Annotated in this window: 21 protein-coding genes; 7 read left to right on the top strand and 14 right to left on the bottom strand. The window is 56.2% G+C overall.

Features of this window, described 5'->3' with window-relative positions; translation table 11 throughout:
* Nucleotides 1-111: 111 nt before the first annotated feature.
* The 7 genes from ACK509_RS15550 to ACK509_RS15520 form a co-directional block, all read right to left on the bottom strand.
* Nucleotides 112-846: an ABC transporter ATP-binding protein gene (locus ACK509_RS15550; protein ID WP_410767470.1), complete on the bottom strand. Its 735-nt coding sequence runs from the start codon at nt 844-846 to the stop codon at nt 112-114.
* Nucleotides 843-1,601 carry an ABC transporter ATP-binding protein gene (locus ACK509_RS15545; RefSeq protein ID WP_410767469.1) on the bottom strand — a complete coding sequence of 253 codons (759 nt, stop codon included), beginning with the start codon at nt 1,599-1,601 and terminating at the stop codon, nt 843-845. Before ACK509_RS15545 ends, ACK509_RS15550 begins: the two co-directional genes overlap by 4 nt.
* Nucleotides 1,598-3,571 carry an ABC transporter permease gene (locus ACK509_RS15540; protein WP_410767468.1) on the bottom strand — a complete coding sequence of 658 codons (1,974 nt, stop codon included), beginning with the start codon at nt 3,569-3,571 and terminating at the stop codon, nt 1,598-1,600. Before ACK509_RS15540 ends, ACK509_RS15545 begins: the two co-directional genes overlap by 4 nt.
* A gap of 18 nt (nt 3,572-3,589) precedes the next feature.
* Complete coding sequence (locus ACK509_RS15535; protein WP_410767467.1) at nt 3,590-4,933, bottom strand: ABC transporter substrate-binding protein; 1,344 nt, start codon at nt 4,931-4,933, stop codon at nt 3,590-3,592.
* Between the two features lie 167 nt (nt 4,934-5,100).
* Nucleotides 5,101-5,862, bottom strand: coding sequence for an IclR family transcriptional regulator (locus ACK509_RS15530; protein WP_410767466.1), 762 nt, complete (start codon nt 5,860-5,862; stop codon nt 5,101-5,103).
* Between the two features lie 659 nt (nt 5,863-6,521).
* On the bottom strand, nt 6,522-7,088 hold the full coding sequence (locus ACK509_RS15525; protein ID WP_410767526.1) for a TATA-box-binding protein: 567 nt from the start codon (nt 7,086-7,088) through the stop codon (nt 6,522-6,524).
* A gap of 78 nt (nt 7,089-7,166) precedes the next feature.
* Nucleotides 7,167-7,667, bottom strand: coding sequence for a hypothetical protein (locus ACK509_RS15520; protein WP_410767465.1), 501 nt, complete (start codon nt 7,665-7,667; stop codon nt 7,167-7,169).
* Nucleotides 7,668-7,868: 201 nt separating this feature from the next.
* On the opposite strand from ACK509_RS15520, the gene lhgO reads away from it, so the two are divergent.
* The 4 genes from lhgO to ACK509_RS15500 all read left to right on the top strand — a co-directional run bounded on the left by lhgO (nt 7,869) and on the right by ACK509_RS15500 (nt 11,971).
* Nucleotides 7,869-9,080 carry an L-2-hydroxyglutarate oxidase gene (gene lhgO / locus ACK509_RS15515; protein ID WP_410767464.1) on the top strand — a complete coding sequence of 404 codons (1,212 nt, stop codon included), beginning with the start codon at nt 7,869-7,871 and terminating at the stop codon, nt 9,078-9,080.
* A 527-nt stretch (nt 9,081-9,607) separates the two neighbouring features.
* Nucleotides 9,608-10,330 (top strand): class I SAM-dependent methyltransferase, encoded by a 723-nt coding sequence (locus tag ACK509_RS15510; protein ID WP_410767463.1) that lies wholly within the window; start codon nt 9,608-9,610, stop codon nt 10,328-10,330.
* A 226-nt stretch (nt 10,331-10,556) separates the two neighbouring features.
* Nucleotides 10,557-11,282 carry an ABC transporter ATP-binding protein gene (locus ACK509_RS15505; RefSeq protein ID WP_410767462.1) on the top strand — a complete coding sequence of 242 codons (726 nt, stop codon included), beginning with the start codon at nt 10,557-10,559 and terminating at the stop codon, nt 11,280-11,282.
* A complete protein-coding gene (locus ACK509_RS15500) occupies nt 11,279-11,971 on the top strand; it encodes an ABC transporter ATP-binding protein (RefSeq protein ID WP_410767461.1) in 693 nt (230 codons plus the stop codon). The genes ACK509_RS15505 and ACK509_RS15500 overlap by 4 nt, the downstream gene beginning before the upstream one ends.
* Before the next feature lie 105 nt (nt 11,972-12,076).
* On the opposite strand, the gene ACK509_RS15495 is transcribed toward ACK509_RS15500, so the two are convergent.
* The 3 genes from ACK509_RS15495 to ACK509_RS15485 form a co-directional block, all read right to left on the bottom strand.
* A complete protein-coding gene (locus tag ACK509_RS15495) occupies nt 12,077-13,102 on the bottom strand; it encodes a branched-chain amino acid ABC transporter permease (protein WP_410767460.1) in 1,026 nt (341 codons plus the stop codon).
* On the bottom strand, nt 13,099-13,959 hold the full coding sequence (locus ACK509_RS15490) for a branched-chain amino acid ABC transporter permease (RefSeq protein WP_410767459.1): 861 nt from the start codon (nt 13,957-13,959) through the stop codon (nt 13,099-13,101). The genes ACK509_RS15495 and ACK509_RS15490 overlap by 4 nt, the downstream gene beginning before the upstream one ends.
* 86 nt (nt 13,960-14,045) lie before the next feature.
* Entirely contained in the window at nt 14,046-15,314 is a 1,269-nt protein-coding gene (locus ACK509_RS15485; protein ID WP_410767458.1) for an ABC transporter substrate-binding protein, read from the bottom strand.
* Nucleotides 15,315-15,716: 402 nt separating this feature from the next.
* Between ACK509_RS15485 and ACK509_RS15480 the strand changes: the two genes are divergently transcribed.
* From ACK509_RS15480 to ACK509_RS15470, 3 genes are all read left to right on the top strand, one after another.
* Nucleotides 15,717-16,169: a MaoC family dehydratase gene (locus tag ACK509_RS15480; protein WP_410767457.1), complete on the top strand. Its 453-nt coding sequence runs from the start codon at nt 15,717-15,719 to the stop codon at nt 16,167-16,169.
* Nucleotides 16,170-16,271: 102 nt separating this feature from the next.
* Complete coding sequence (locus ACK509_RS15475; protein WP_410767456.1) at nt 16,272-17,114, top strand: acyl-CoA thioesterase; 843 nt, start codon at nt 16,272-16,274, stop codon at nt 17,112-17,114.
* Between the two features lie 104 nt (nt 17,115-17,218).
* On the top strand, nt 17,219-18,844 hold the full coding sequence (locus tag ACK509_RS15470; protein WP_410767455.1) for an acyl-CoA synthetase: 1,626 nt from the start codon (nt 17,219-17,221) through the stop codon (nt 18,842-18,844).
* A 39-nt stretch (nt 18,845-18,883) separates the two neighbouring features.
* Here the strand turns inward: ACK509_RS15470 and ACK509_RS15465 are convergent, their stop codons facing one another.
* The 4 genes from ACK509_RS15465 to ACK509_RS15450 form a co-directional block, all read right to left on the bottom strand.
* On the bottom strand, nt 18,884-19,663 hold the full coding sequence (locus ACK509_RS15465) for an SDR family NAD(P)-dependent oxidoreductase (RefSeq protein ID WP_410767454.1): 780 nt from the start codon (nt 19,661-19,663) through the stop codon (nt 18,884-18,886).
* Between the two features lie 4 nt (nt 19,664-19,667).
* On the bottom strand, nt 19,668-20,489 hold the full coding sequence (locus tag ACK509_RS15460; protein WP_410767453.1) for an enoyl-CoA hydratase/isomerase family protein: 822 nt from the start codon (nt 20,487-20,489) through the stop codon (nt 19,668-19,670).
* Between the two features lie 315 nt (nt 20,490-20,804).
* Nucleotides 20,805-21,089: a 2Fe-2S iron-sulfur cluster-binding protein gene (locus tag ACK509_RS15455; RefSeq protein WP_410767452.1), complete on the bottom strand. Its 285-nt coding sequence runs from the start codon at nt 21,087-21,089 to the stop codon at nt 20,805-20,807.
* Nucleotide 21,090: 1 nt separating this feature from the next.
* Nucleotides 21,091-21,576 (bottom strand): GNAT family N-acetyltransferase, encoded by a 486-nt coding sequence (locus tag ACK509_RS15450; protein WP_410767451.1) that lies wholly within the window; start codon nt 21,574-21,576, stop codon nt 21,091-21,093.
* Nucleotides 21,577-21,644: the final 68 nt, after the last annotated feature.

Below are 21,644 nucleotides of genomic sequence, written 5' to 3'. Positions count from 1 at the left end.
GGGACATCGCAGTACAGCGGAGGCGACGAAGACCAGTCGTACGGGAGTCAGTAGAGAAGCAGAGGCACCTGACCCACCACGCTCCGTGTTCGAAGGGCGTCGAGCAGGCGTTTACAGGTCGTCTGTAATCGACGCACCGACACCGAGGTACTGCTGCTGTGTTTCGTCGTCTGCTTGAAGCGCCGTTGTCGTCCCTTCGTAGACGATTTCGCCTTTGTTCAGGATGTAGTTCCGGTCGGAGACTTCGAGTACGGCGTTGAGGTTTTGCTCGACGAGGAGGATTGGAATCCCCTGGTCGCTAACGTGTTCGATGATATCGAGAACGTCTTCGACGATCTGGGGGGCGAGCCCCTCTGTCGGTTCGTCGAGCAACAGAAGTTTGGTTTGTCCGACGACAGCGCGAGCGATGACGAGCATCTGTTGTTCGCCCCCACTCAGATGAGACGCTAACTGTCCGCTCCGCTCTTCCAGGCGTGGAAGTAACTCGTACACCTCTTCGATGGAGAACACACCGTCGTCTCGGTTCACTCGTCCCATTTCGAGGTTCTCTGCGACGGTGAGGTCTGGGAAGATTGCTCGTTCTTCGGCGACGTAGCTCACGCCGAGCCTGCTAATCTCGTGGTCCGGAAGTGACGTGATGTCAGTTCCGTCGAATTCGATAGTTCCCTCGAAAGGCTTGATGACACCGGAGATGGACCGAAGCGTCGTCGTCTTCCCGGCACCGTTGCGGCCGAGGAGTGCGACGACCTCGCCGTTGCCGACTTCGAGCGAAACGTCACGAAGTACCTGGCTCTTTCCGTAGGCGCTGTTGATGCGCTCGACTGTGAGCAGTGCATCGTCGGTCATGCGTACTCACCTCGGGTGCCGAGGTAGGCTTTCTGGACGGCTGGGTCGTTCTGTATCTCTTCGGGCGGTCCGTTTGCGAGGATGCCACCCTCACTGAGGACCGTTATCTGGTCCGAGATTCCCATGACGATTTCGAGGTCGTGTTCGATGAGGACAGGCGTGATGCCTCGGTCCGCAGAGACACGCTGAATCATGCGAACGGTTTCGACCGACTCTTCTTTGCCCATTCCTGCGGTTGGTTCGTCGAGGAGGAACAGTTCTGGTTCGACTGCGACACCGAGACCGATATCGAGCTTTCGGCGGTCACCGTGACTCAATTCGTCGGCGCGTGCATCCGCGAGGTCGGTCAACCCGATATCTTCGAGGATGGCATCCGCGGCGGCTGTGGGCCCCGAAAGGGAGTCAGCGCGTTTCCAAAACGCATCGTGGTCGTCATCGAGCGACTGTGCCGCGATACGAAGGTTCTCTCGGACGGTCAACCCCTCGAAGAGGTCGGCGATTTGGAACGACCGGCTGATTCCACGTCGAACGATTTGTCGCGGGGGAAGGTCCGTGATATCTTCGTCTTTGAAGTAGACCGTTCCTTCGCTCGGGTCGAGCAAGCCGGTGATGAGGTTGAAGAGCGTCGATTTCCCCGCACCGTTCGGCCCAATCACCGAGTGAATTTCGTCGCGCTCGATGCGCAGGTCAACGTCGTTGACCGCAGTTAGTAATCCGAATCGCTTCGTCAGTCCGTCTGTGTAGAGTAGGCTCATTGGTTTTCACCGGAGACAGTCTCCTCAGTTGCTGGCGTACTCGTCGTTCGTTGGGCGTCGATTCGCTCTCGAACCGAGATTCCGATGCTCACCAGTCCGCGCGGCGCGAACAACACGGTGAGTACGAGGAACAACCCGAGGACGAAGCGCCACTGCTCGGTGTACGTCGAGAGTACGTGGTCGAGTCCGACGAGGACCGCCCCGCCGATAATCGGGCCGTAGAGCGTCCCGGTCCCACCGAGTACCATCGCGAACAGTGCATCACCGGAGACGAACCAGTAGAGTGTGTTCGGACTCACGAACGTCTGATAGGTGACGAACAGTGCGCCCGCAACACCACCGACCGCACCGGAGAATGCGAAGGCACGGCGCTTGTACTTGTTCGCGTCGTATCCGAGGAACGATGCACGTCGCTCGCTCTCACGGATTGCTGTCAGTACGCGCCCAAACGGCGAGTCCATGACGCGGACGGCAAGGAAGTAACACGCCGCGAGACAGACCAACGCGAGGTAGTAGAACGCGATTGGATTGGCGAGGTCGATGACTTGGAAGAGCCGAATATCGGGGATTCCAGTCAACCCGTTGCTTCCTCCAGTGAGTTCGGGAATCGTGAACGAGAGTTGGTAGAGCAACTGTGCGGACGCGAACGTAATCATCGCGAAGTACACACCAGTCAATCGTATCGAGAGTGCGCCGATAACCCACGCGAGTACCGTCGTTACCAGTACAGCGACGAGGAGTGCGAGAACGAACGAGTTCGTGACGTGAATCGTCGTCAGGCCGACTGCATAGGCACCGACACCGAAGAAGGCGGCGTGACCGAACGATATCAGTCCGATGTAGCCCATGACGATGTCCAGACTCAGCGCGAACAGGCCCCAGATGAACATCAGCGAGATGAGTCCGAGGACGTACGGCGAGAACACGCGGTGGACACCCAACGGAACGAGTACGAGAAGTCCAAGCAGTGCGAGTACTCGACGGTCGGTGAGTGGAATCGGGTTGATGGTCTCGTCGAACGAGAGTTTCGCAACTTCGTCCCGAATCTCGTACGAACCGAGGATTCCCTGCGGTCTGAACAAGAGGATACCGAACATGATGAGATAGATGAGAAAGCCACTCAGTTCGGGGACCAGGACGTTTCCGATGGTCTGTAACATCCCGATGATGAGCGCTGCGACGACCGAGCCGAGGTAGCTTCCGAGGCCACCGACGGCAACGACGATGAACGCGATGACCAGAATTTCGTTCCCCATCGAGGGATTGACGTTGAGGAAGGGAGCGGCGAGGACGCCTGCTGCGCCAGCGAGGAGCGACCCGAGTGCGAAGACGAGGGTGAAATACTTCGCCATATCGACACCCATGACGCGGACAGTCTGCTGGTCCTGCGCACCTGCACGGACGATGAGTCCGAACTTGGTGTACCGGAACAACAGCCACGTCGCAATCGCCAGCAGGCCGCCCGCGAGGATGGTGAAGAGACGGTACTTCGGGTAGAAAATCGGCCCGAGTTGGACCGCACCGCTGAGGATTTCAGGCGTGTTGATGAGTTGCTGACCGCCACCCCAGATGAACTCGACGGCGTCCGTGATGATGAGGACGAGGCCGAACGTCAACAGGACGTGGTACAGTGGGCCGCGGTCGTAGATTCGATTGAGTGTCGCTCGTTCTAATCCAGCACCAATGAGCGCGACACCGATTGGTGCGAGAAACAGCGCAACGAAGAAACTCCCCGTCGCTCCGATGACGACGAGCGCGAGGTACGCACCAACCATGTAGAACGCCCCGTGGGCGAAGTTGAGGATGTCGGTGATACCGAAGATGACGGACATCCCAGATGCGAGCAGTACGTACAGCACGCCCAGTGCAAGCCCGTTCAAGAGTTGTAACAGGATGAGTTCCATGCTGAACCCACCTTGCAACGGAGTGAGGGTGTTCGCACCGAAGAGTGAGATGGTTGTTAACTCCATGTTCATGTGCTGTGGTCCTTACAGTGACGGCATCTCACAGCCACCGTTGGCGCACGATTCGGTGATTTCGTCGGCGGGTCGAACCTCGCTCACACTGAGTGCTGGCCAATCGTACTCCTCTGGTGCGACGATTTTACCGACGGGGTAGTCACGAACTGCTTGGTGGTCGCACTCGCGCATCGTGACTGGTCCCATCGCCTCTTCGGATTCGAGATCTGCCATCCCCGAGACGATATCCGCAGTTGCGGTCGAACCGGACTTTTCGGCGGCTTGTGCGTACAATCGAAGGCTACTCCACATCACCGCTCCGGGGTCGTCCGGTGGGGCGTCGTACGCGTCGTTGTAGGCGGCGACTAGCTCTGCGTTGGCTGGAGTGTCGTATTTGTACGAATATCGGATGATAGTGTAGGTATCGACTGCGGCCATCCCGGCACCTTGGCGCAACGGTTGTTGGGAGTTGAGCGGACTCATGATGTCCATCTGATTTTTGAGGCCGAACTGGTCGGCCTGCTTCAGGAAGTTGATGGAGTCGGAGCCACTGAGCGCAGTCAGCACCCAATCGGCGTTCGAGGACTGCATCTGACTGATGTACGACGAATAGTCCGACGTTCCGAGAGGAGTTTTGGTCACGTTGACGATGTTAGACCCCTCGGTGTTCTCGATGACCGATTGCCACGTATCACGAATCGACTGTCCGAAGCTGTAATCCGCGTAGTGAATCCAGACGTTTTGGCCGAGGTTATCTAGTGCCCACGGTGCGCCAGCACGCGCGTCTTGGTCCGCAGAGAACTGATATCGGAACGTCGTCGGTTTGCACTCTGCACCAGTAATCGAGTTCGAACCCCCGTAGGTGTAGTATGGGACGCCAGCACTGTAGGCGTAATCAGCCACCGAGAGGCTGACCGCCCCGGAGACAGCACCCATCAGCACGTCGACGTCGTCGGACTCGACGAGCTTTCTGGCTTTTTCTCGCCCCACCGCAGGGTCAGTCTGGGTATCTTCGAACACGCCAACGACGTTGCGTCCGTTGATACCGCCGAACTCGTCGTTGACGTGTTGGACTGCGAGTTGTGCACCTCGTTGTTCGGCCTCGCCGGGGGCCGATAGCGGCCCCGAAAGTGGAACGACGAATCCAACCTTCAAATCGTTCGAGCCCGATTCCGAAGTTGTCTCCTCTTGTTGTGTTCCAGTCTCTTCTTGGCCACCTCCACTTCCTCCACCACTCCCCCCGCCTCCGCCTGATTCTTGCTGTCCTGCACAACCAGCAAGCCCGGCGAGGCCGACTGTCCCGGCGACTCCGACGTGTTTCAGTAGTTGGCGACGGCTCGGGTAGCTACTCGTTCTCTTGGCGTTTGGTGCCATACCGCAAACGATTTTATTATCACTATTAAATCTTTGGTATGGTGGAATATCCAGATAGACAGTTTCTACTGCCGGGTTTGGCGAAGACCTCCGACGAAATCTGCGTACAAACAGACTTCGAAATTCCCGCAAATCGGGAATTGATGTGGCGGGTGAAGATGTGGGAATCAGGCGTGTTCGATGTGGAGTTCGAGTTCGTTCGTCGCACCGAGTACCGCATCGGGAAGTTCCTGTTCTAACCGGTCGCCTTTCAGCCTCGTCGCAGGTCCCGAGATACTGAGCGCGCCGACGACCTCGCCGTTCTTGCCACGAACGGCTGCTCCGACCGCATGCACACCAGCAGTCGATTCTTCGAGATTAAGTGAGTACCCGCGTTCGCGGACCTCTCTGAGAGCGTTCCGAAGTTCGCCGCGGTCAGTAATTGTATTCGGTCCCGTCTTGGAGAGGTCGAGTGAATCGATGAGGCGGTCGCGTTCTGTCTTCGGCAGATTAGCTATGATTGCTTTTCCGGCGGCGCTCGAATGAATCGGTCCACGGCGACCAGTGTATGCACCGGTTTGAACCGCACTTTCACCCGTCTGCGTGTAGAGGTAGACGCGCTCGTCCTGCTCTTTGATGATGAACTGTACTCGCTCGTTCGTCTTCGCGGCGAGACTGTCTACCTTCGCTTTTATCATTGGATACGCTGTGACGTTGCGCCGGAGTTGCCCACCCATCGTCAAGAGTTTAAATCCGAGACGGTAGGAGCTTCCATCCTTAACGACGTATCCTCGGCCTTGGAGCGTCGTCAGATGCCGATGGACCGTGCTGTTGGTCAGTCCGAGTTTCGTCTCAAGTTCTTCGACTGTCTGTCCGCCTTGCTCGAAGAGGACGTCCATGATGTCGAAGGACGTTTCGGTCGTCTTTACCTTTGAGCTGGATTTTCCCATCTTGACCGTACATCTCACTCATGGAATAAATAATTCCCGCATACTCGGAATCGAGAAATGCTCGTCTGTGTTCTGCGTGTGACCACCAAGTACCTCAACTCGAAGGTACGACACCGAGCAGCCTTACCGTACAGTCGAGTAGTGAGTGTCAGTGACTCTTTGCTGTGAGCCTTCCGTTCCCGCGTAACGGGAATATTGTACCGTTTTGGTCCAATTAGTGGACATATAGCCGGATTTCCCAGTCGATTAGGAGATGCTCTAAAGTAATATTTCCCGCTTTCTGGGAAGCAAACGGGAGTGGGTCTATCGAGTGGACTGGAACTAGTGAAATTGGTGACGGGGTGATTTAAATTACAGAGATAGGCATGTAATGTGTGGCTGAAATTGGTTCGGTCCACGACCGCAACATCTACGCTGGAAATAATCAAACTAATTCTTATTTATTTATTATTTATACCCGCAGTAGATTCTTGCGGTTTTTTAGCATTGAAATTTCGAATGTGTAGAGAGAGGTAGCCAGCGTTTTCACAATATTATTACGATAGACGATAAACACAATATTGTTTCTTATTTTCTGTTACTCGGGGGCCCCACACTGAGAACCGACAAGAGAGGTCGTTTTGTTGAATGGTCGTGTCTAAACCGAGCTGAATCGCCGGTTAGCCGAGCAATCCGAGCGATTCAATTTTGTCGCTGACGACATCGATGGCTTCGCGCGCGTGTTCGACTTGCTTTGCGCCGGTGATGACAATCTTTCCCGAACCGAACAGCAACACGACCACCTTCGGTTCATCGATACGGTAGACGAGACCGGGGAACTGCTCGGGCTCGTATTCGACGTTTTCGAGACCCAGTCCGATGGCGAGTGCGTTCAAGTTGAGAGTCGTTCCGAGGTCGGCACTCGAAACGATGTTCTGAATCGTTACCTCCTCTCGATTGTCGGTCGGAATACCGAGGTCGCTCAACTCACCGAAGACGGTTTCGAGTGCTTTGTCGACGTCGGCCACACTGCTCGCTCCTGTACAGACGATCTTACCGGAGCGGAAGATGAGATTCGCAGCGCGTGGGTCCTGCGTCCGGTAGACGAGACCAGGGAAGTTCTCGGGGTCGTAGTCAGACCCAGTAAGGTCCAATGAGAGTGACTCTAAGTCCAACTCTAAGCCGACCGCCGTGGATGCGACGACGTTTTGAATTTCGAGGGAGTCGAGGCGGGCTTCGTGAGACATCATACAGTTATTTTATATACTGATACTTAAAGAACTTCACCGATTTTCAGACATACTTGATACCACATCTACACCTAGCTACTCCTCTTCTTTGGCATCTTGTACGTCGGTGAGGACGTCGTCGCGGGCGTTGAACTGGGAGCCAAACATATCGACGACGCCGTCTTCTGAGTCCCACGAGACGTAGTAGTTGGTGAGTACGCCAGCAACCGTCTCACCAAGGTTGTCGAGTTCGCCGTTAATCGCTGAAACGGTCTCCCACGAGTCGAATGAGTCGAACGTCTCCGAGGTTTCCCAGTCGTCGGGGATTTTCGGCGCAGTGTATTCGATGCGCTGTCGTTCGTCGTCCCAGTAGAAATCGAACTCCGCGAGTAACCCTAACTCAACGACGACGTCGTACTCTGTCTCGGTGAGTGACGTGTCGATCGTCCACTCGGTGAATCCTTCACCCCAGGCGTTCTCTGTCCCTGTGAGGTATGCGCGTATTTCGGCCCGACGAGTACCATCCGAGACGTACTCGTCGTCGCGGGCCTCTCGATAACTTGACGGTGGGTTGGGTGTTGGCACATCAAGGCCCATACCGAAGATAACGTGTCGAGTGGGAATAAACACTCTCTCAGTGTACTCTTTCTGGGCCAGGAGGCTCGAATGCAGGATGTACACGCATGCACGAGTTATCGCACATCCAACAATCGGGTACGTTCGGATAATCGAGAGACAGAGAACTACTTGGAGCGACATGACTAATGCACAGGTTCGCATTGCTGAGCCTACCGAGCAATGATTCAGCACGACGTGACTATTGTTGGTGGTGGGTGTGTCGGACTCTCTACAGCGAAACATCTCTCAGAGCAAACCGACCTCGATATCGCCATCCTGGAGAAAGAACACCACTTAGCCGCCCACCAGAGCGGTCGCAACTCGGGCGTACTCCACCCAGGGTTCAACTACCCACCCGGGTCGGACAAAGCCCGATTCGCAACTGATGGGACAAAGCGGATGAAAGAGTATTGCGGTACCCACGACATCCCATGCGACGAACTGGGTGTTCTCGTCGTTGCGAAAAATGACCGAGAAGAGTCTCATCTCCAAACACTCGCATCACAGGCAGACGCGAATGGCGTCGAGTACGAACTACTGAACTCCCAGAAAGCAATTCAGGCGCACGAGCCACATGCGGTCGGCCAAGCCGCGTTCTACGCACCACAAGCGGCATCGGTCGATTCCCAACAGTACGTCTACGCGCTCGCAAGAGAGGTGCAGAGCGCGGGCGTTTCGCTCTACACCGGCCACGAGGTCGAAGCCATTGAATCGTTGTCAGCGGGCTATCTACTCACGACGAGCAACAGCACGATTGAAACGTCACTGCTGGTCAACGCCGCCGGACTCCACGCTGATACGCTGGCACAACAAGTCGGTGTCGGCGACGGCTATCAGGTCGTCCCCTTCCGCGGCGAGTACTACGAGGTCGCCCCCGAACGGACAGAGGTGTGCCGCACGATGATTTATCCGACACCTGACCCCGAACTCCCATTCCTTGGGGTTCACTACACACGTCGAACAGACGGGAAAGTTATCGTCGGCCCCAACGCAGTACTCGCGTTTGGCCGTGAAGCCTACCACAATACCGACGTAGACCTTCGAGAGCTTGGCGAGACACTGAGCTACGGTGGCTTCAGACGCCTGCTCGCGTCCAAAACGATGCTTTCTGTCGCGTGGTCGGAACTCAACAAATCCTATCGGAAACAGAAGTTTACCGAGGCCGCCCAGCGCCTCGTGCCGAGCATCAGAGAAGACGACTTACAGAAGAGTTACGCAGGTATTCGCGCGCAACTCGTGACCGACGACGGGAAACTCGTGAAAGACCCACTCACAATCGAGACAGACGACGCTGTTCACGTCCTCAACGCCGTCTCTCCTGGTCTTACGTCCTCACTTCCGTTCGGTGAACACATTGCGACGCTCATCTCCGAAAAGGCGGTGAGAGCGTAATTCAGATATCTCTTGAGAGCGGTCGAAGGAGGTATCGTGGTCGTAAAAAACAATGTTTCTGAAGGAGTAATTCGCCAATAGTATTGTTTGAAATATGCAATATAAATTTGTAGAACTTTGAATCGAATTGTGGTATGAAATATGGTTCATAACCCATATATAAGCAATTTTCGGCAAGCTAGAGATTCATTTTTTAGAATTCTTGTATGGATATTAAGAACCGCATTTTACTACACCAACACACCCAAAGATTCCATTCAGATGCCCCTAATAGGCTAATACCCAATTCTAATTCCAAACATCAATATTGCGAGTTTTTGCAATATTTCTCCCGATGAAAATGCATCACAACCTGAGTCGTTCACGGTATCAGGACCGGCCTACTCCACTCCCGTGACTACGATACAAAGGCAGTCGTTTTCAGCCGTCTGGCTTAACAGAGCAGCTTCTAATGTTGACGACCACAAGTGATAACTCAAAATCATAATCACAACGGTTAATCTAAAGTGGGAGACACAATCGTGTTCATGCCACCTGACGAGAGTCCGACCGTAGAGGGCGCATACGACAAATTGGCGCAGACGTACGAGGCACAAGAAGACGACCCGTACTGCACGGACCTTGAGTTTCCTGCGATGACGGAACTCATTCCGGACATAGCGGGCAAACGAATCCTTGATGCGGGTTGTGGACACGGTCGGTACGCGGAGTGGTTAGTCGAACAGGGAGCGGACGTCGTCGCTGTTGACCAGAACGCCAAGATGCTCGAACAAGCGAGACGACGTATCGGTGACCGAGCAGAGATTCACCGCGGTGATATCACACAGCCTCTCGAATTCGCCGACGGAAGTGACTTCGACGGAGTCGTTTGCGGCCTTGCGCTCCACTACATCGAAGACTGGCGGGAGGCCTTCACAGAGTTCGCTCGCGTCCTCCGACCAGGTGGTTTTCTCGTGTTCTCGGCGCAACATCCAGTCGATGAGTACATCGCGTTCGACGCCGAGAACTACTTCGAAATCGAACAGGAAGTGATGACGTGGTTGGCCTCCGGTGAGGAGGTTGATGTCCCATTCTATCGCCGACCATTCTCCGAGGTCATCAATCCACTCATCGAAACTGGGTTCAAACTGGACGAACTAGTCGAGCCGAAACCGACAGAGGCGTTCAAGGAGAAGAAGCCCGAATCCTACGAAAAGCGACTGAAATACCCGACGTTCCTGTGTGTCCGAGCGGCGAAATTCGAACAGTGACTGCGTGTGGGGGACAAGACAAATGAGTCGCTTCTGACTGTGCGTCCGTTCACTGCTCAGTGGTGTGACGTCAAACCTCAGCGCGTCGTTCTTTCAACTGTCACAAGTATAATTCGAAGATTTCAGGGCGGAAATGACGATTTATTGAACCCAGAAGTGCAGAAAACGCCCGCTGCTGCCGACCGTTCGAGTAAACATTATAACGATGGGCAGACGTCACTGTATCATGTTAGCAGTAACCGACCTCCGGAAGGAGTTCGGCGGACTAGTGGCAGTTGACGATGTCACCTTCGAAATTGGTGATGAAGAGATCGTTGGGCTTATCGGCCCGAACGGAGCCGGAAAAACGACGCTGTTCAACAGTATCACCGGCGTCCTTCAACCGGAAGACGGAACGCGCGTCGAGTTCGACGGCACGAACATCGTCACCCTAGAGACACACGCGATTGCCCGAAGGGGACTGGTTCGGACGTTCCAGATTGTGCGCGTGTTCGACGAGATGACTGTCTTCGAGAACGTGATGACAGGTGCGCTCTTCGGAAACGAAGAGTCCGTCTCCGAAGCAGAAGCCGAAGAGCGTTCCCGAGATGCCTTAGAGTTCATCGGACTCGCAGACAAGGCAGAGATGACGACGGGCAACCTTCCTATCGCACAGAAGAAGCAACTCGAACTGGCACGGGCACTCGCCTCACGACCACGTCTGCTCCTCCTCGACGAGATTGCGAGCGGACTCACTCCCGGTGAAATCGCCGAACTCACCGATACGATTCGCCGACTCCGTGACGAACGCGGCATCTCGGTCTTCTGGATCGAGCACATCATGGACGCAATCATGGGCGTTGCCGACCGAATTATCGTCCTGAACAGCGGGAAGAAACTCGCGGAGGGAACTCCCGACGAGATTCGAGATAATCAGGAAGTCGTCGAGGCCTACCTGGGTGACGAGGCATGATCGAAGTAGACGAGATAGACGTGTCCTACGGCAACATTCAGGTGATATGGGACCTGTCGTTCGAAATCTCCGAGGAGGACCGTGTCGTCTCCATCGTCGGCCCGAACGGCGCAGGCAAATCAACGCTCCTCAGTGTGATGTCGGGACTCCACCCTGTCGATGACGGCACCGTGACCGCGTGGGGAGACGACGTCTCGAAGATGGACCCCTCCGAAGTCGTCGAACACGGATTCGTCCACGTCTCCGAGGAGCGAAACCTGTTCGGTGATATGACGGTCCGCGAGAACCTGGAGATGGGGGCGTACACACAGCGGAAGCATCTCGAAGAGACGATGCAAGAGGTATTCGACCTCTTTCCGATTCTGGAAGAGCGACAAAATCAGCGGGCTGCGTCTATGAGTGGTGGACAACAGCAGATGCTCGCTATCGGTCGCGGGTTGATGGCGAAGCCGAAGATTTTGGCGCTCGACGAACCATCTGAAGGACTGGCACCGAAGATTACGAACCGCGTATTCGAGAAGATCGACGAGATCAGTGAGGACGTGACCATCCTCCTCATCGAACAACACGTCCACAAAGCGTTGGGGCTGGCCGACCGAGCATACCTTCTGGAGAACGGTGAGATAATCATAGAGGACACGGGACCTGGGCTCTTAGAATCCGACCACATCAAAGAAGCGTACCTGTAACGCCGACGCTGACGCTGACGCTACTTTTTTACGTTCTCTATTCGCTGTCTTCTCGACAGTCTACAGAACGACGGTAGTGCGAAAAAAGAATGCCTGCTTGTGGTGTTATCGCCCGCTCTCGACGTCTGTTCCACCCCCTTCTCGATTATTGAGTCCAACGTCCGCGAGTACGTCTTGTACCGACCGGACGACGCCCTGACGGAAGTAGAGGAACAGCACGATGAGGAGTGCGCCAAAGATGGCTGACTGCCAAGACTGGAGGCTCTGAGCTGAACTCAGGAACTCCTCGACGCCGACGATGATGACGGCGCCGACGATTGGCCCCAGCGTGGTTCGCAAGCCACCGACGACGAGGACGATGAGGACGATGACGTCCACGGCGAGGAAGGTGAAGCTACCCGGGAGGATGTACCCAGACTCACGGGCTAAGAATGCACCAATCACACCGATGAGGAACGCGGCAACGAATCCAGCGATGGTCTTGTAGCGAACCACGTCGATGCCGATAGACTCAGCGGCAACCTCGTCCTCTCGGATGGCGTCGAATGCGATACCGTACTTCGAGTGGACGAGACGGAGGTAGAATCCGAGCGTCACCACGAGCAAGAGCAATACGACGTAGTAGAGGACGAGTTTCGTCTCGATACCGATCGCCTCAGCGACGACATCGAGCCCAAAGTACTCGTACGGGAAGCCAGTCGAACCGCCGGTGATGTCACGGGCACCCACGAATATCTCGCTGAACACGAGTTGCAGGTTCAGCGTGAGAATCGAGATGAGGACGACCGTGAAGTTCCGCTTAGCGGAGACGTAACTGACGAGCAGGCCGATAAGGCCACACGCCAGTGCTGCAACAGCTAACGTAATCCACGCGGAGATACCCAGCGCATCGGCTAACAGTGCCGTCGTGTAGGCTCCGAAGCCAGCTAATCCCCCAACGAAGAGGAACAGTTGGTCCGTGTGCCCGAACACGATGTTGAGCGCGACGGCGAACAGCGCGATGAGCAGCAAGTGTGTGAGTACACTCTCGTAGTAACTACTGCCGAGGACCACGAGCGGTGCGAGTGCGAACAGCGCCGCAACGATAGCGACGTTGCGAACTTCGGTTCGAAGTGCTGGTCTGGAACTCATGATATCGCCTCCGGTCGGACGAGAAGAACGACAATCGCAGTCGCAAACAGGATTATCGTCGCGATGTACGACCCGACGAAGAAGTTAGCGAACTGGTTGACGAGTCCGAGGAGGACGCCTGCGGTAATCGCACCCACCAAACTCCGGACACCGCCGACGATGGAGATAATGAGTGCAAACGTCGTGAATTGGAACCCGTTCGACACCGCAACTGCCGAACCAGCGGCGAAGACTAACCCACCGAGACCTGCCACAGCGGCAGAGAGAACGAAGATGAGCGTCCGGATACGCCGCGGGTTGACACCAACGAGGCGTGCGCCACGCTCGTCTTGGAACACCGTGCGGGTCGCTTTCCCGAGGAACGTGCCCCGTAAGAACCCGAACAAGGTGGCGAGGACGACAGCCCCGATTGCGATGATGACGAGCGAACTCCCGGTGAGTGACGCACCCGCGACAGAGACGGTCCCAATGTCTAACGGAAGCGTGTACCGCGACGGGAAGTAATTGATGAGGACACCGTCGAGGAACACTGTCAACCCGAGTGTCGTGAAGATACCGAGGAGGATACGTTCCTCTCCCTCAGAACGATAGACGAGCGAGAGCATCGTCCGGTCTACGAGCAAGCCGAATGCTGCAACTGCAACGAGCGCGACGACGCCACCGACGACGAGACCCATGCCGCTGTTGACCGCGAACGTCGCCACGAGTACCGCCAGTACGGCGAACGTACCGATAGCGAGGTTGAGGACCTCACCGAGGCCAAAGACGAGCGTGATGCCGACGCCCAGCAAGGCGAGGAACACGCCAAAGGCGAGTCCATCGACCGCGATGCCAAGTAGTGTACTAGTCGCTACCATTTATGACTCCGACATCACCAACCGTTCAGCACCCCCACTCGAACGGGTGGACGGCGCGACAGTACTGCACCGAGCAGATGGTCTCATCATTGGTCTGCTGGGAGTGCGGGCAGCGGTTCGGTTCGGAACTGCTCTTCGAAGCCGAAATCGCCATCCGGGAAGTACGAAGGTGCTTCCGACGTCAGTTGACTGTAAATCTGGACCTGGTTCTTCAGCTCGCCGTTCTCTGTGTACTCGATTGGGTTTGCGAACAGCGTGTCGAACTTGATGTTCCGGATTGCGTCGCCGATTGCCACCGGGTCCGCCGAGCCAGCGTTCTCGATCGCCTGGGCCAGCATTTTGCCCGAGACGTACCCGTAGGCGGTGTGCGTGTCGAACTGACTTCCCGTTGCTTCGCCGAATCGCTGTGCGACTTCTGCGAACTCGTCGCTGTACACGTCCGTGTTGTGGACGTGAGTGAATCCACCGTCGAACGCGAGGTCGCCGAGTGCCCCCGCGATGACGCCCGGCGGGAAGCCAGGTCCGGTGAGAACCTCTGGTGCGTACCCGAGTTCGTTCATCTGGTTAGCGATGGTGAGTGACCCCGGTGGGTGACCCGTTGCGACCATCATCTCGAGGTCGTCTGGGAACTTCCGAATGAACGATTTGAAGTCACTTGCACCGACCGGTGCAGCCTCGATGGTGACATCCGTGCCGAAGTATTCCTCAATCCCTTCTTCGACGGAGCGTCCCCAGGCGTAGTCGCCGATGATTGCGCCGACTTTCGAGTAACCTGCGTCTTCGACGAGACTCGCCTGTGCCTGCATCGACGTCGCCGCAGGGAGCAGTCCAACGCGGAACGTGTACGTCGTCTCGGGGGTAATCGCTTGATTCGTCCCCGACATGTGCAGGAGCATCGGAACTTCGAGTTCCTGTGCGGTTCGTGCAGTTCGAATACCGACGTCAGAAGAGACGGGGCCGACCGTCGCCACCGCGTTCTCCTGTTCGACGAAGCGACGGAAGGTCGAGTCTGCCGCTGCGGCGTCACTCTTCGTGTCTGCCTCGACGATTTCGAGTTGTCGGTCGAGGACACCGCCGTCACTGTTGATTTCCTCGATTGCGAACGCTAATCCTGCCTTGTGAGCGTTCCCCCAGGGCGTGAATGGACCCGAGAGAGGTTGCAGGGAGCCGATAACGATTGGGTCGCTCGAACCTCCACCAGAGCCACCGTCTGCTGTCGTGTCGTCGTTGCCGCCGTCCGAGCCTCCAGAGTCACCATCGGAACTGCCACCAGTACATCCGGCGAGGAGTCCAGCGCCCGCGACACCACTTAGCTTCACAAAGTTTCGTCTGTGCATCAGTTTTCGCTTAACCATGACGTTCACAATTATTCACTCCGTTAAAAATCTTTGCAGTGTGTTCTCGTCTGTGATGCCAGTAAAATTTCAGCAGGGAGAGATGTTGAAGCGCAGGATTTTCAAATCTAGTGGGTGCCGAAGTAGCAGAGAGGGGTGTAAAAGGTGCAGAGATTGACCGCTACCGGCGAAGAGACTGACGACGTTGCCGCCGATTTCCCGTTGATTTGAGACGGCATGAGGATGTGACCGGTGAACCAGTCGGCGAGACGGAGAGGCCGTCGGATGAAGCACTCTCGCTCATCCGTGAGTTCGACCCAGACGGCTTCTGGACGAGGAATTGAGATAAAAGCAAAGGCTCAGTTTGGGCGTTTCTTCGCTGACGCAAGCACTTATTAATCTGTTCGCGCGACGTACTGGTCGATGCCACTACGCTACTACGAAGACATCCCTGTCGGCGATGTTCACGACTTGGGTTCCTACGAGGCCGACCGGTCAGAACTGTTGGCGTTCGCCGAGCGCTACGACCCACAGCCAATTCACGTTGACCCAGAGATTGCAGCAGAAACGATGTATGGTGGAGTCATCGCGAGTGGCTGGCATACGGCGAGTTCGTGCATGCGGTTGCTTGTGGATGGATTTCTCGCAGAAACAGAGACACTGGGGTCGTTCGGCCTCGAAGAACTCCGCTGGAGAAATCCAGTCTACCCCGGCGACGAGGTGTCGGTCGAGGTTCGAATTCTCGAAAAGACTGAGTCTACCAGTCGGGATGACCGTGGATACATCACGTCTGAAACGGAGGCGACGAACCAAGACGGCGAGGAAGTCGTCTATTGGCGGGCGACGAACATCTTCCTGAAAGACCCAGACGAATGACGTCGTGTAGTAAGTGACCACCTGCCCAACTGTCAGACGAGAGATGCCGACGTCCTTGCCGAAAACTGAATGCTATTATATAATCATGGTAATTACGCACACGTGCGTACTATTGACAAGCATCCCGTTCGCTTCGGCGAGCTAGCTGGACCACTCGTTCACGGCGCGATGTTCTTCGACTGGCAACTCGTCTCGACGCAGGAATTCGCCCGTGGGATGGAGTATTCGTTCGAAGATCTCGTTGCCGACGGTGCAATCCCCTATGCACCCGTCGGACTCGACACGAGCATATATCGATATCCAACCTTTGGTGAGACAGTTTCGGCCGACGTCATCGTGACCCACGTTGGTGACTCGAGTCTCAAATTGATATACGAGATGACCGATGGAGACGGCGAGACGCTTTCGACAGCGCAGATGACACACGTCACGATTGCACCCGAGGGGGGCGCACTCGCCCACCCGACAGGTGTACGAGAGCGACTCGCAGAACGCCAAACAAAACGAACCGTCGATGTCGGGCCCGCCGAAGAGCCGAGTAGTGACGAGACGTACCCAACGTTCGAAGGAACCTTTAGCGTGAATTCGCCCCATATCGAATCTTCGGAACTCGCGTACTTCGAGGAGTACCCACGCTTTGCTGACATCGCACTCGAATCGCATCTCGCGGACGATGGACTGAGTCTGGCTAAACTCGCCGGTGACAAACAGCCATTCCGCATCCGCGACTGGCACTGGGAGTTCAAGTCCCCGGTCCGATTCAACTCAGAACTCGCTGTAGAGTGCGATGTGCAGGAGGTCACCGAAGACACGGTTCGAGTCAACCATACGTTCCGGACCGAAGGGAAGGTTCGGATACAGGGCGTCACAGAGTACGGCTGTTTCGACCGCGAAGGAAATCCGACGACGTTCACCGCAGAGATGCTTGCACCCTTCGAGGCATAGTCGGACAAAGCCACGTAACGCCCACCGAGGCCCCGAAAAAGAGTTGATTTGATGGCACCAACCACAATCTATTTGACGATTAATACTGATGCTTCAGTCACGCGATGCAAGAGAAAATACCAGAGTCATATCTGCCAGAGGAGGGACCCCAGCTCGTACACGCACTACCAGAAACCCACTATCCACAGGAGATTAACGTTGCGACCGAGCTCGTCGACCAACACGTTTCGGAAGGCCGCGGGGACAACGTCGCAATTTGCTTCGAAGACGAAGAGGTCACGTACGCCGAACTACAGGAACAGGTCAACCGCCTCGGGAACGGTCTGCTCGAACAGGGCGTCGAACCGGGCGACCGCGTAGTCGTCCGGTTCACGAATCGTCCCGAGGCAATCGTCGCGTGTCTCGCCGCCCAGAAAATCGGCGCAGTGGCGCTACCCTCGATGAAGCTCCTCCGCGCGGCAGAACTCGTCCACATTATCAATAACGCTGAGGCATCAACTGTCGTCGTTTACGACGCCCTTCTCGAAGAGATTGACCTCGCGCTTCCGAAAACAGAGAGCGTCGAGAACGTCATCGTCGTCGAGCGTAACGGTGTCGAACACGACCACACGGATTACGACGAACTGACATCGGCTGCCGACGACGAACTGGAAGCCTACGAGACCGAACGCGACGACCTCGCGCTCATGCTCTACACCTCGGGGACGACTGGCGAGCCAAAGGGGACGGTCCACACTCACCGGAAGCTCTTGGCGACTGCTGACAGCTACGCTGAATACTGTCTCAACCCGACCGAAGACGACGTGTTCGGTGGCAACCCACCACTGCCGTTCGCCTACGGATACGGTGACTTGGTGACGTTCCCACTCCGGTTCGGTGCGACCACGAGCCTCGTCGAGAACGCAACCCCCGGTGACCTGCTCGAAGCCGTCGAAGCCCATGGTATCACGATTCTCTGCTCGATCCCGACGGCGTACAACCAAATCCTCGAGAAATACCCAGATGCCCCAGAGGAGTACGACACGTCCTCACTCCGGATGGCAGTCAGTGCAGGTGAACCACTGACTCACAGCACGTTCAACGCGTTCAAAGACAGTTATGGCGTCGAGATTTACGACGGCATCGGTACGACCGAAATGCTCCACATCTTCGTGAGTCACCGAGAGGGACAAGAAATCGACCCCGGTGCGACGGGATACCCCGTCCCAGGATACGAGTGTAAGGTCATCGACCCCGACACGGGCGAGGAACTCCCACGCGGCGAAGCCGGTATGCTCGCCGTTCGCGGCCCGACAGGGATCACCTACTGGAACCGCCCCGAAAAGCAGCGGAAGGCACTCGTCGATGGATGGAGCCTCCCCGGAGACATCTACATCCACCGTGAGGACGGACGACTCGAGTACAAGTCACGGAAAGATGACCTCATCATCTCCAGCGGCTACAACATCCCCGGCCCAGAGGTCGAAGCGGTTCTCCAAGAACGCGACGAAGTCTCGGAGGTCGCTGTCGTCGGTGTGCCCGACGAAGAACGCGGACAAGTCGTCAAAGCGTTCATCATCGTCGCAGACGGGTTCGAAGGAAACGACGAATTGACCGACTCACTCCAGAATCACGTCAAGAACACGCTCGCACCGTACAAATACCCACGCCGGGTCGAGTACGTAGACGAACTCCCACGGACCGAGACCGGGAAGATTCAGCGCGTGAAGCTCCGCGAACGCGAGCAGTAACGACCAGAAACGCGAAAATTTTTCGACGAATTTGCGTGCCTACCGCCGGATGTAGCCGCCGTCAACGTGAATGGTTTCGCCAGCAATCCAACTCGCGGCGTCGCTTGCGAGGAACACGACTGCGTTCGCAATCTCTTCGGGTTGACCGACGCGCCCGAGTGCGTACGACTCGCCTAATTTCTCACGATACTTCTCTATCCACTCTGTGGTCGAAGGCGTCTCGACGGTGCCCGGACAGACACAGTTGACACGAACGCCCGACCCGCCGACTTCCTTGGCCATCGTCTTGGTGAACGACCGGTTCGCAGCCTTGGCCGCACCGTACACGGCCAGTCCGGGGTCGTTTCCACGATAGGAGGAACTCGCGTAGTTGATGACGACACCGTCGTTCCGTTCGACCATTCCGGGGAGCGCGGCGTGCGTGCAGTTGAGCGTCCCGTACAGTGAGACACGGAGTTTCTTGTCCCAGTCGGCAGGTTCGGAATCGAGGAACCGCTTTACGCCTGCCAGTCCTGCGTTGTTGACCAAGATATCGAGTGAACCGAACTCCTCGACAGTCGCCTCGACCATTGCGACTGCAGCGTCGTACTCGGAAACGTCGATTTCGAGACCAACTGATTGGACACCGTACTCTTGGGTGAGGCGATCTGCGACGGCTTGTGCTCCTTCTTCGTCGAGGTCGGCGATGACGACATTCGCACCGAGTGCGGCGAACGCCTCACCAACGGCCTCGCCGATACCCTGGGCCGCTCCAGTCACACAGACGGTCTTGTCAGTGAAGTCAAACGCGTCACGGATATCTGCCGACTCAGCGGTCACGGCCTCACTTCCCCTCGAATTGTGGCTGTTCGTCAGTGCCGAACGCATCGATTGCCTTCGCATAGTCGTCCGATTGTGCGAGCGCGGGCCACGCGTGGCTGCCGTACTCGATACCAGCGTCGTAGCCGACGTTGCGCGTGATGTTGACAGCTTGCTTGATAGAGCGGAGCGCAAGTGGTGGCTTGCTCGTCAGTTTCGATGCCAGTTCGTCAACTCGCTCTTGGAGTTCGTCGCTGTCGGCAACGAGGTCGGTCAGGATACCGTCTTCGGCGACTTCAGCGGCGCTGAGATTGTCCCCTGTCATCGTGATCTCTTTTGCCCGGCTTGCACCGACGATGGTGGTCAGACGCTGTGCTGCGGCACCGCCAGGGAGGACACCGAAGTTGACCTCAGGTTGGCCGAAAGATGCGTTTTCGGTGGCAAAGCGGAAGTCACAGGACATCACAATCTCGAATCCACCGCCGAGACAGAGACCATCGACAGAGACGATGACGGGCGCATCGTACTCTTCGAACGCCGCACACATCTCACAGAAGAGGTCGGGGACTCGCTTTTTCTCGTGATAGGTCGAGAAGTTGGTCATCTCACCGACGTCCAATCCAGCACAGAAGGCCTTGTCACCTGCCGCATCGACGAGTACCGCACGGACAGCGAGACCATCGGCCTCGTCGTCCAGCGCCTGGAACGCATCGAAGGCGTCGATGAGTTCGTGTTGCATCTGGATGTTGATGGCGTTCATCGCCTTTGGACGGTCGAGCGTGATACGCCCCAGTCCGGATTCTTCGTCGTAGGACCAGTCGATAGTCTCGTAGTTCGTATCAGACATCGCCTATCAGTTTCACACCGGTCCATTAATACTTAACGACGGCCGAATCGACCCCGCTCGTAAGTGGAGTATACAATTCCGTATACAATGACGATGAGTGCGAACAGTTGTGTGGACTGCTGGCAGAACTCGGCCTGCAAATTACAACTCTAGAATTGTAATGGGCACTGGTGACCCATATTGACCCAATTACGAGTAAAAACCATGAGAAATTGTATACAAAAGCGTATACACAAATTGTAACAGAAGTGGAATCAGCACTCTTCGACGAACGACGCGAAAAAGGCGACCGTGAAAAGAAGTTACGCAGTGAGATTAGGGACCACAGTTCGAACGGAGTTTGAGGTCCGAGCGCGCCTTTGCGACGCACGTGAGGACGTAGCCCTCCTCTTTTTCTGACTCCGAGAGGAACATCGCTTCGACCTGATCCACTTCGCCTTCGACAACCTGTAGCGCCGAGCAGACGCCACAGACTCCCATCCGACATTGGTACGCGAGGTCCACGCCAACCTCTTCGGCAACCTCCAAGATTGGCCTGTCGTCGGGGACCTGGATGGTACGACCCTCGTCGACAAACTCGACTTCGTAGTATTCGACCATGTTAGAGGCGTTCTTCGTAGACGAGTTCGACGGGGTCCAGCCCGTGCGACTCAAGCATCTTCGCGGCGGCCTCGTCGCCAGCCAGAACATCGATTCGGTAATAATTGACCGCGCGTGGGCCTTGTTTGAACCACTCGGCGGCCGCATCGAGTAACTCCCCAGCAACGCCCTCCCCACGGTACTCTTCGCGCACGAAGAGGCCGTGAACGTATCCGTGATTCTCCAGTCGGAAGATTGGGTGATCGCCCATCACACGGGCTTCGAGGACCCCAATCGGGGCGTCGTCTTCGTCGTTCTCGGCTAAGATGACAGTCCCGTACTTCGAGTCAACGAGCTGATTCTCGAAGTATCGAAGCCAGCGTTCGTCGGCTTGGTCGCTGTGTCCGTATCGGTCGTCGAAGCTCGATAGATGGCTCGTGAATCCGTGCCACAGTTCTAGGATTTCGTCTCCATCGGCTTCATTAGCGTGTCGTGTCCGAATTCCCATACTATGTGTACTATACCCATCTGCCTAAAATATTCGTATCAAATTGAGCCTCCGATTATCTTATCCCC

Source organism: Haloferax sp. DFSO60, assembly GCF_046557615.1.
In the GTDB taxonomy this organism is placed as follows: domain Archaea; phylum Halobacteriota; class Halobacteria; order Halobacteriales; family Haloferacaceae; genus Haloferax.
This window is presented reverse-complemented; position numbering and strand designations above follow the sequence as displayed.

Excerpts from the sequence above, each read along its gene's own strand:
- ACK509_RS15550 (WP_410767470.1), bottom strand. The coding sequence starts at position 846 with ATGACCGACGATGCACTGCTCACAGTCGAGCGCATCAACAGCGCCTAC.
- ACK509_RS15545 (WP_410767469.1), bottom strand. The coding sequence starts at position 1,601 with ATGAGCCTACTCTACACAGACGGACTGACGAAGCGATTCGGATTACTA.
- ACK509_RS15540 (WP_410767468.1), bottom strand. The coding sequence starts at position 3,571 with ATGGAGTTAACAACCATCTCACTCTTCGGTGCGAACACCCTCACTCCG.
- ACK509_RS15535 (WP_410767467.1), bottom strand. The coding sequence starts at position 4,933 with ATGGCACCAAACGCCAAGAGAACGAGTAGCTACCCGAGCCGTCGCCAA.
- ACK509_RS15530 (WP_410767466.1), bottom strand. The coding sequence starts at position 5,862 with ATGGGAAAATCCAGCTCAAAGGTAAAGACGACCGAAACGTCCTTCGAC.
- ACK509_RS15525 (WP_410767526.1), bottom strand. The coding sequence starts at position 7,088 with ATGTCTCACGAAGCCCGCCTCGACTCCCTCGAAATTCAAAACGTCGTC.
- ACK509_RS15520 (WP_410767465.1), bottom strand. The coding sequence starts at position 7,667 with ATGGGCCTTGATGTGCCAACACCCAACCCACCGTCAAGTTATCGAGAG.
- lhgO (WP_410767464.1), top strand. The coding sequence starts at position 7,869 with ATGATTCAGCACGACGTGACTATTGTTGGTGGTGGGTGTGTCGGACTC.
- ACK509_RS15510 (WP_410767463.1), top strand. The coding sequence starts at position 9,608 with ATGCCACCTGACGAGAGTCCGACCGTAGAGGGCGCATACGACAAATTG.
- ACK509_RS15505 (WP_410767462.1), top strand. The coding sequence starts at position 10,557 with ATGTTAGCAGTAACCGACCTCCGGAAGGAGTTCGGCGGACTAGTGGCA.
- ACK509_RS15500 (WP_410767461.1), top strand. The coding sequence starts at position 11,279 with ATGATCGAAGTAGACGAGATAGACGTGTCCTACGGCAACATTCAGGTG.
- ACK509_RS15495 (WP_410767460.1), bottom strand. The coding sequence starts at position 13,102 with ATGAGTTCCAGACCAGCACTTCGAACCGAAGTTCGCAACGTCGCTATC.
- ACK509_RS15490 (WP_410767459.1), bottom strand. The coding sequence starts at position 13,959 with ATGGTAGCGACTAGTACACTACTTGGCATCGCGGTCGATGGACTCGCC.
- ACK509_RS15485 (WP_410767458.1), bottom strand. The coding sequence starts at position 15,314 with ATGGTTAAGCGAAAACTGATGCACAGACGAAACTTTGTGAAGCTAAGT.
- ACK509_RS15480 (WP_410767457.1), top strand. The coding sequence starts at position 15,717 with ATGCCACTACGCTACTACGAAGACATCCCTGTCGGCGATGTTCACGAC.
- ACK509_RS15470 (WP_410767455.1), top strand. The coding sequence starts at position 17,219 with ATGCAAGAGAAAATACCAGAGTCATATCTGCCAGAGGAGGGACCCCAG.
- ACK509_RS15460 (WP_410767453.1), bottom strand. The coding sequence starts at position 20,489 with ATGTCTGATACGAACTACGAGACTATCGACTGGTCCTACGACGAAGAA.
- ACK509_RS15455 (WP_410767452.1), bottom strand. The coding sequence starts at position 21,089 with ATGGTCGAATACTACGAAGTCGAGTTTGTCGACGAGGGTCGTACCATC.
- ACK509_RS15450 (WP_410767451.1), bottom strand. The coding sequence starts at position 21,576 with ATGGGAATTCGGACACGACACGCTAATGAAGCCGATGGAGACGAAATC.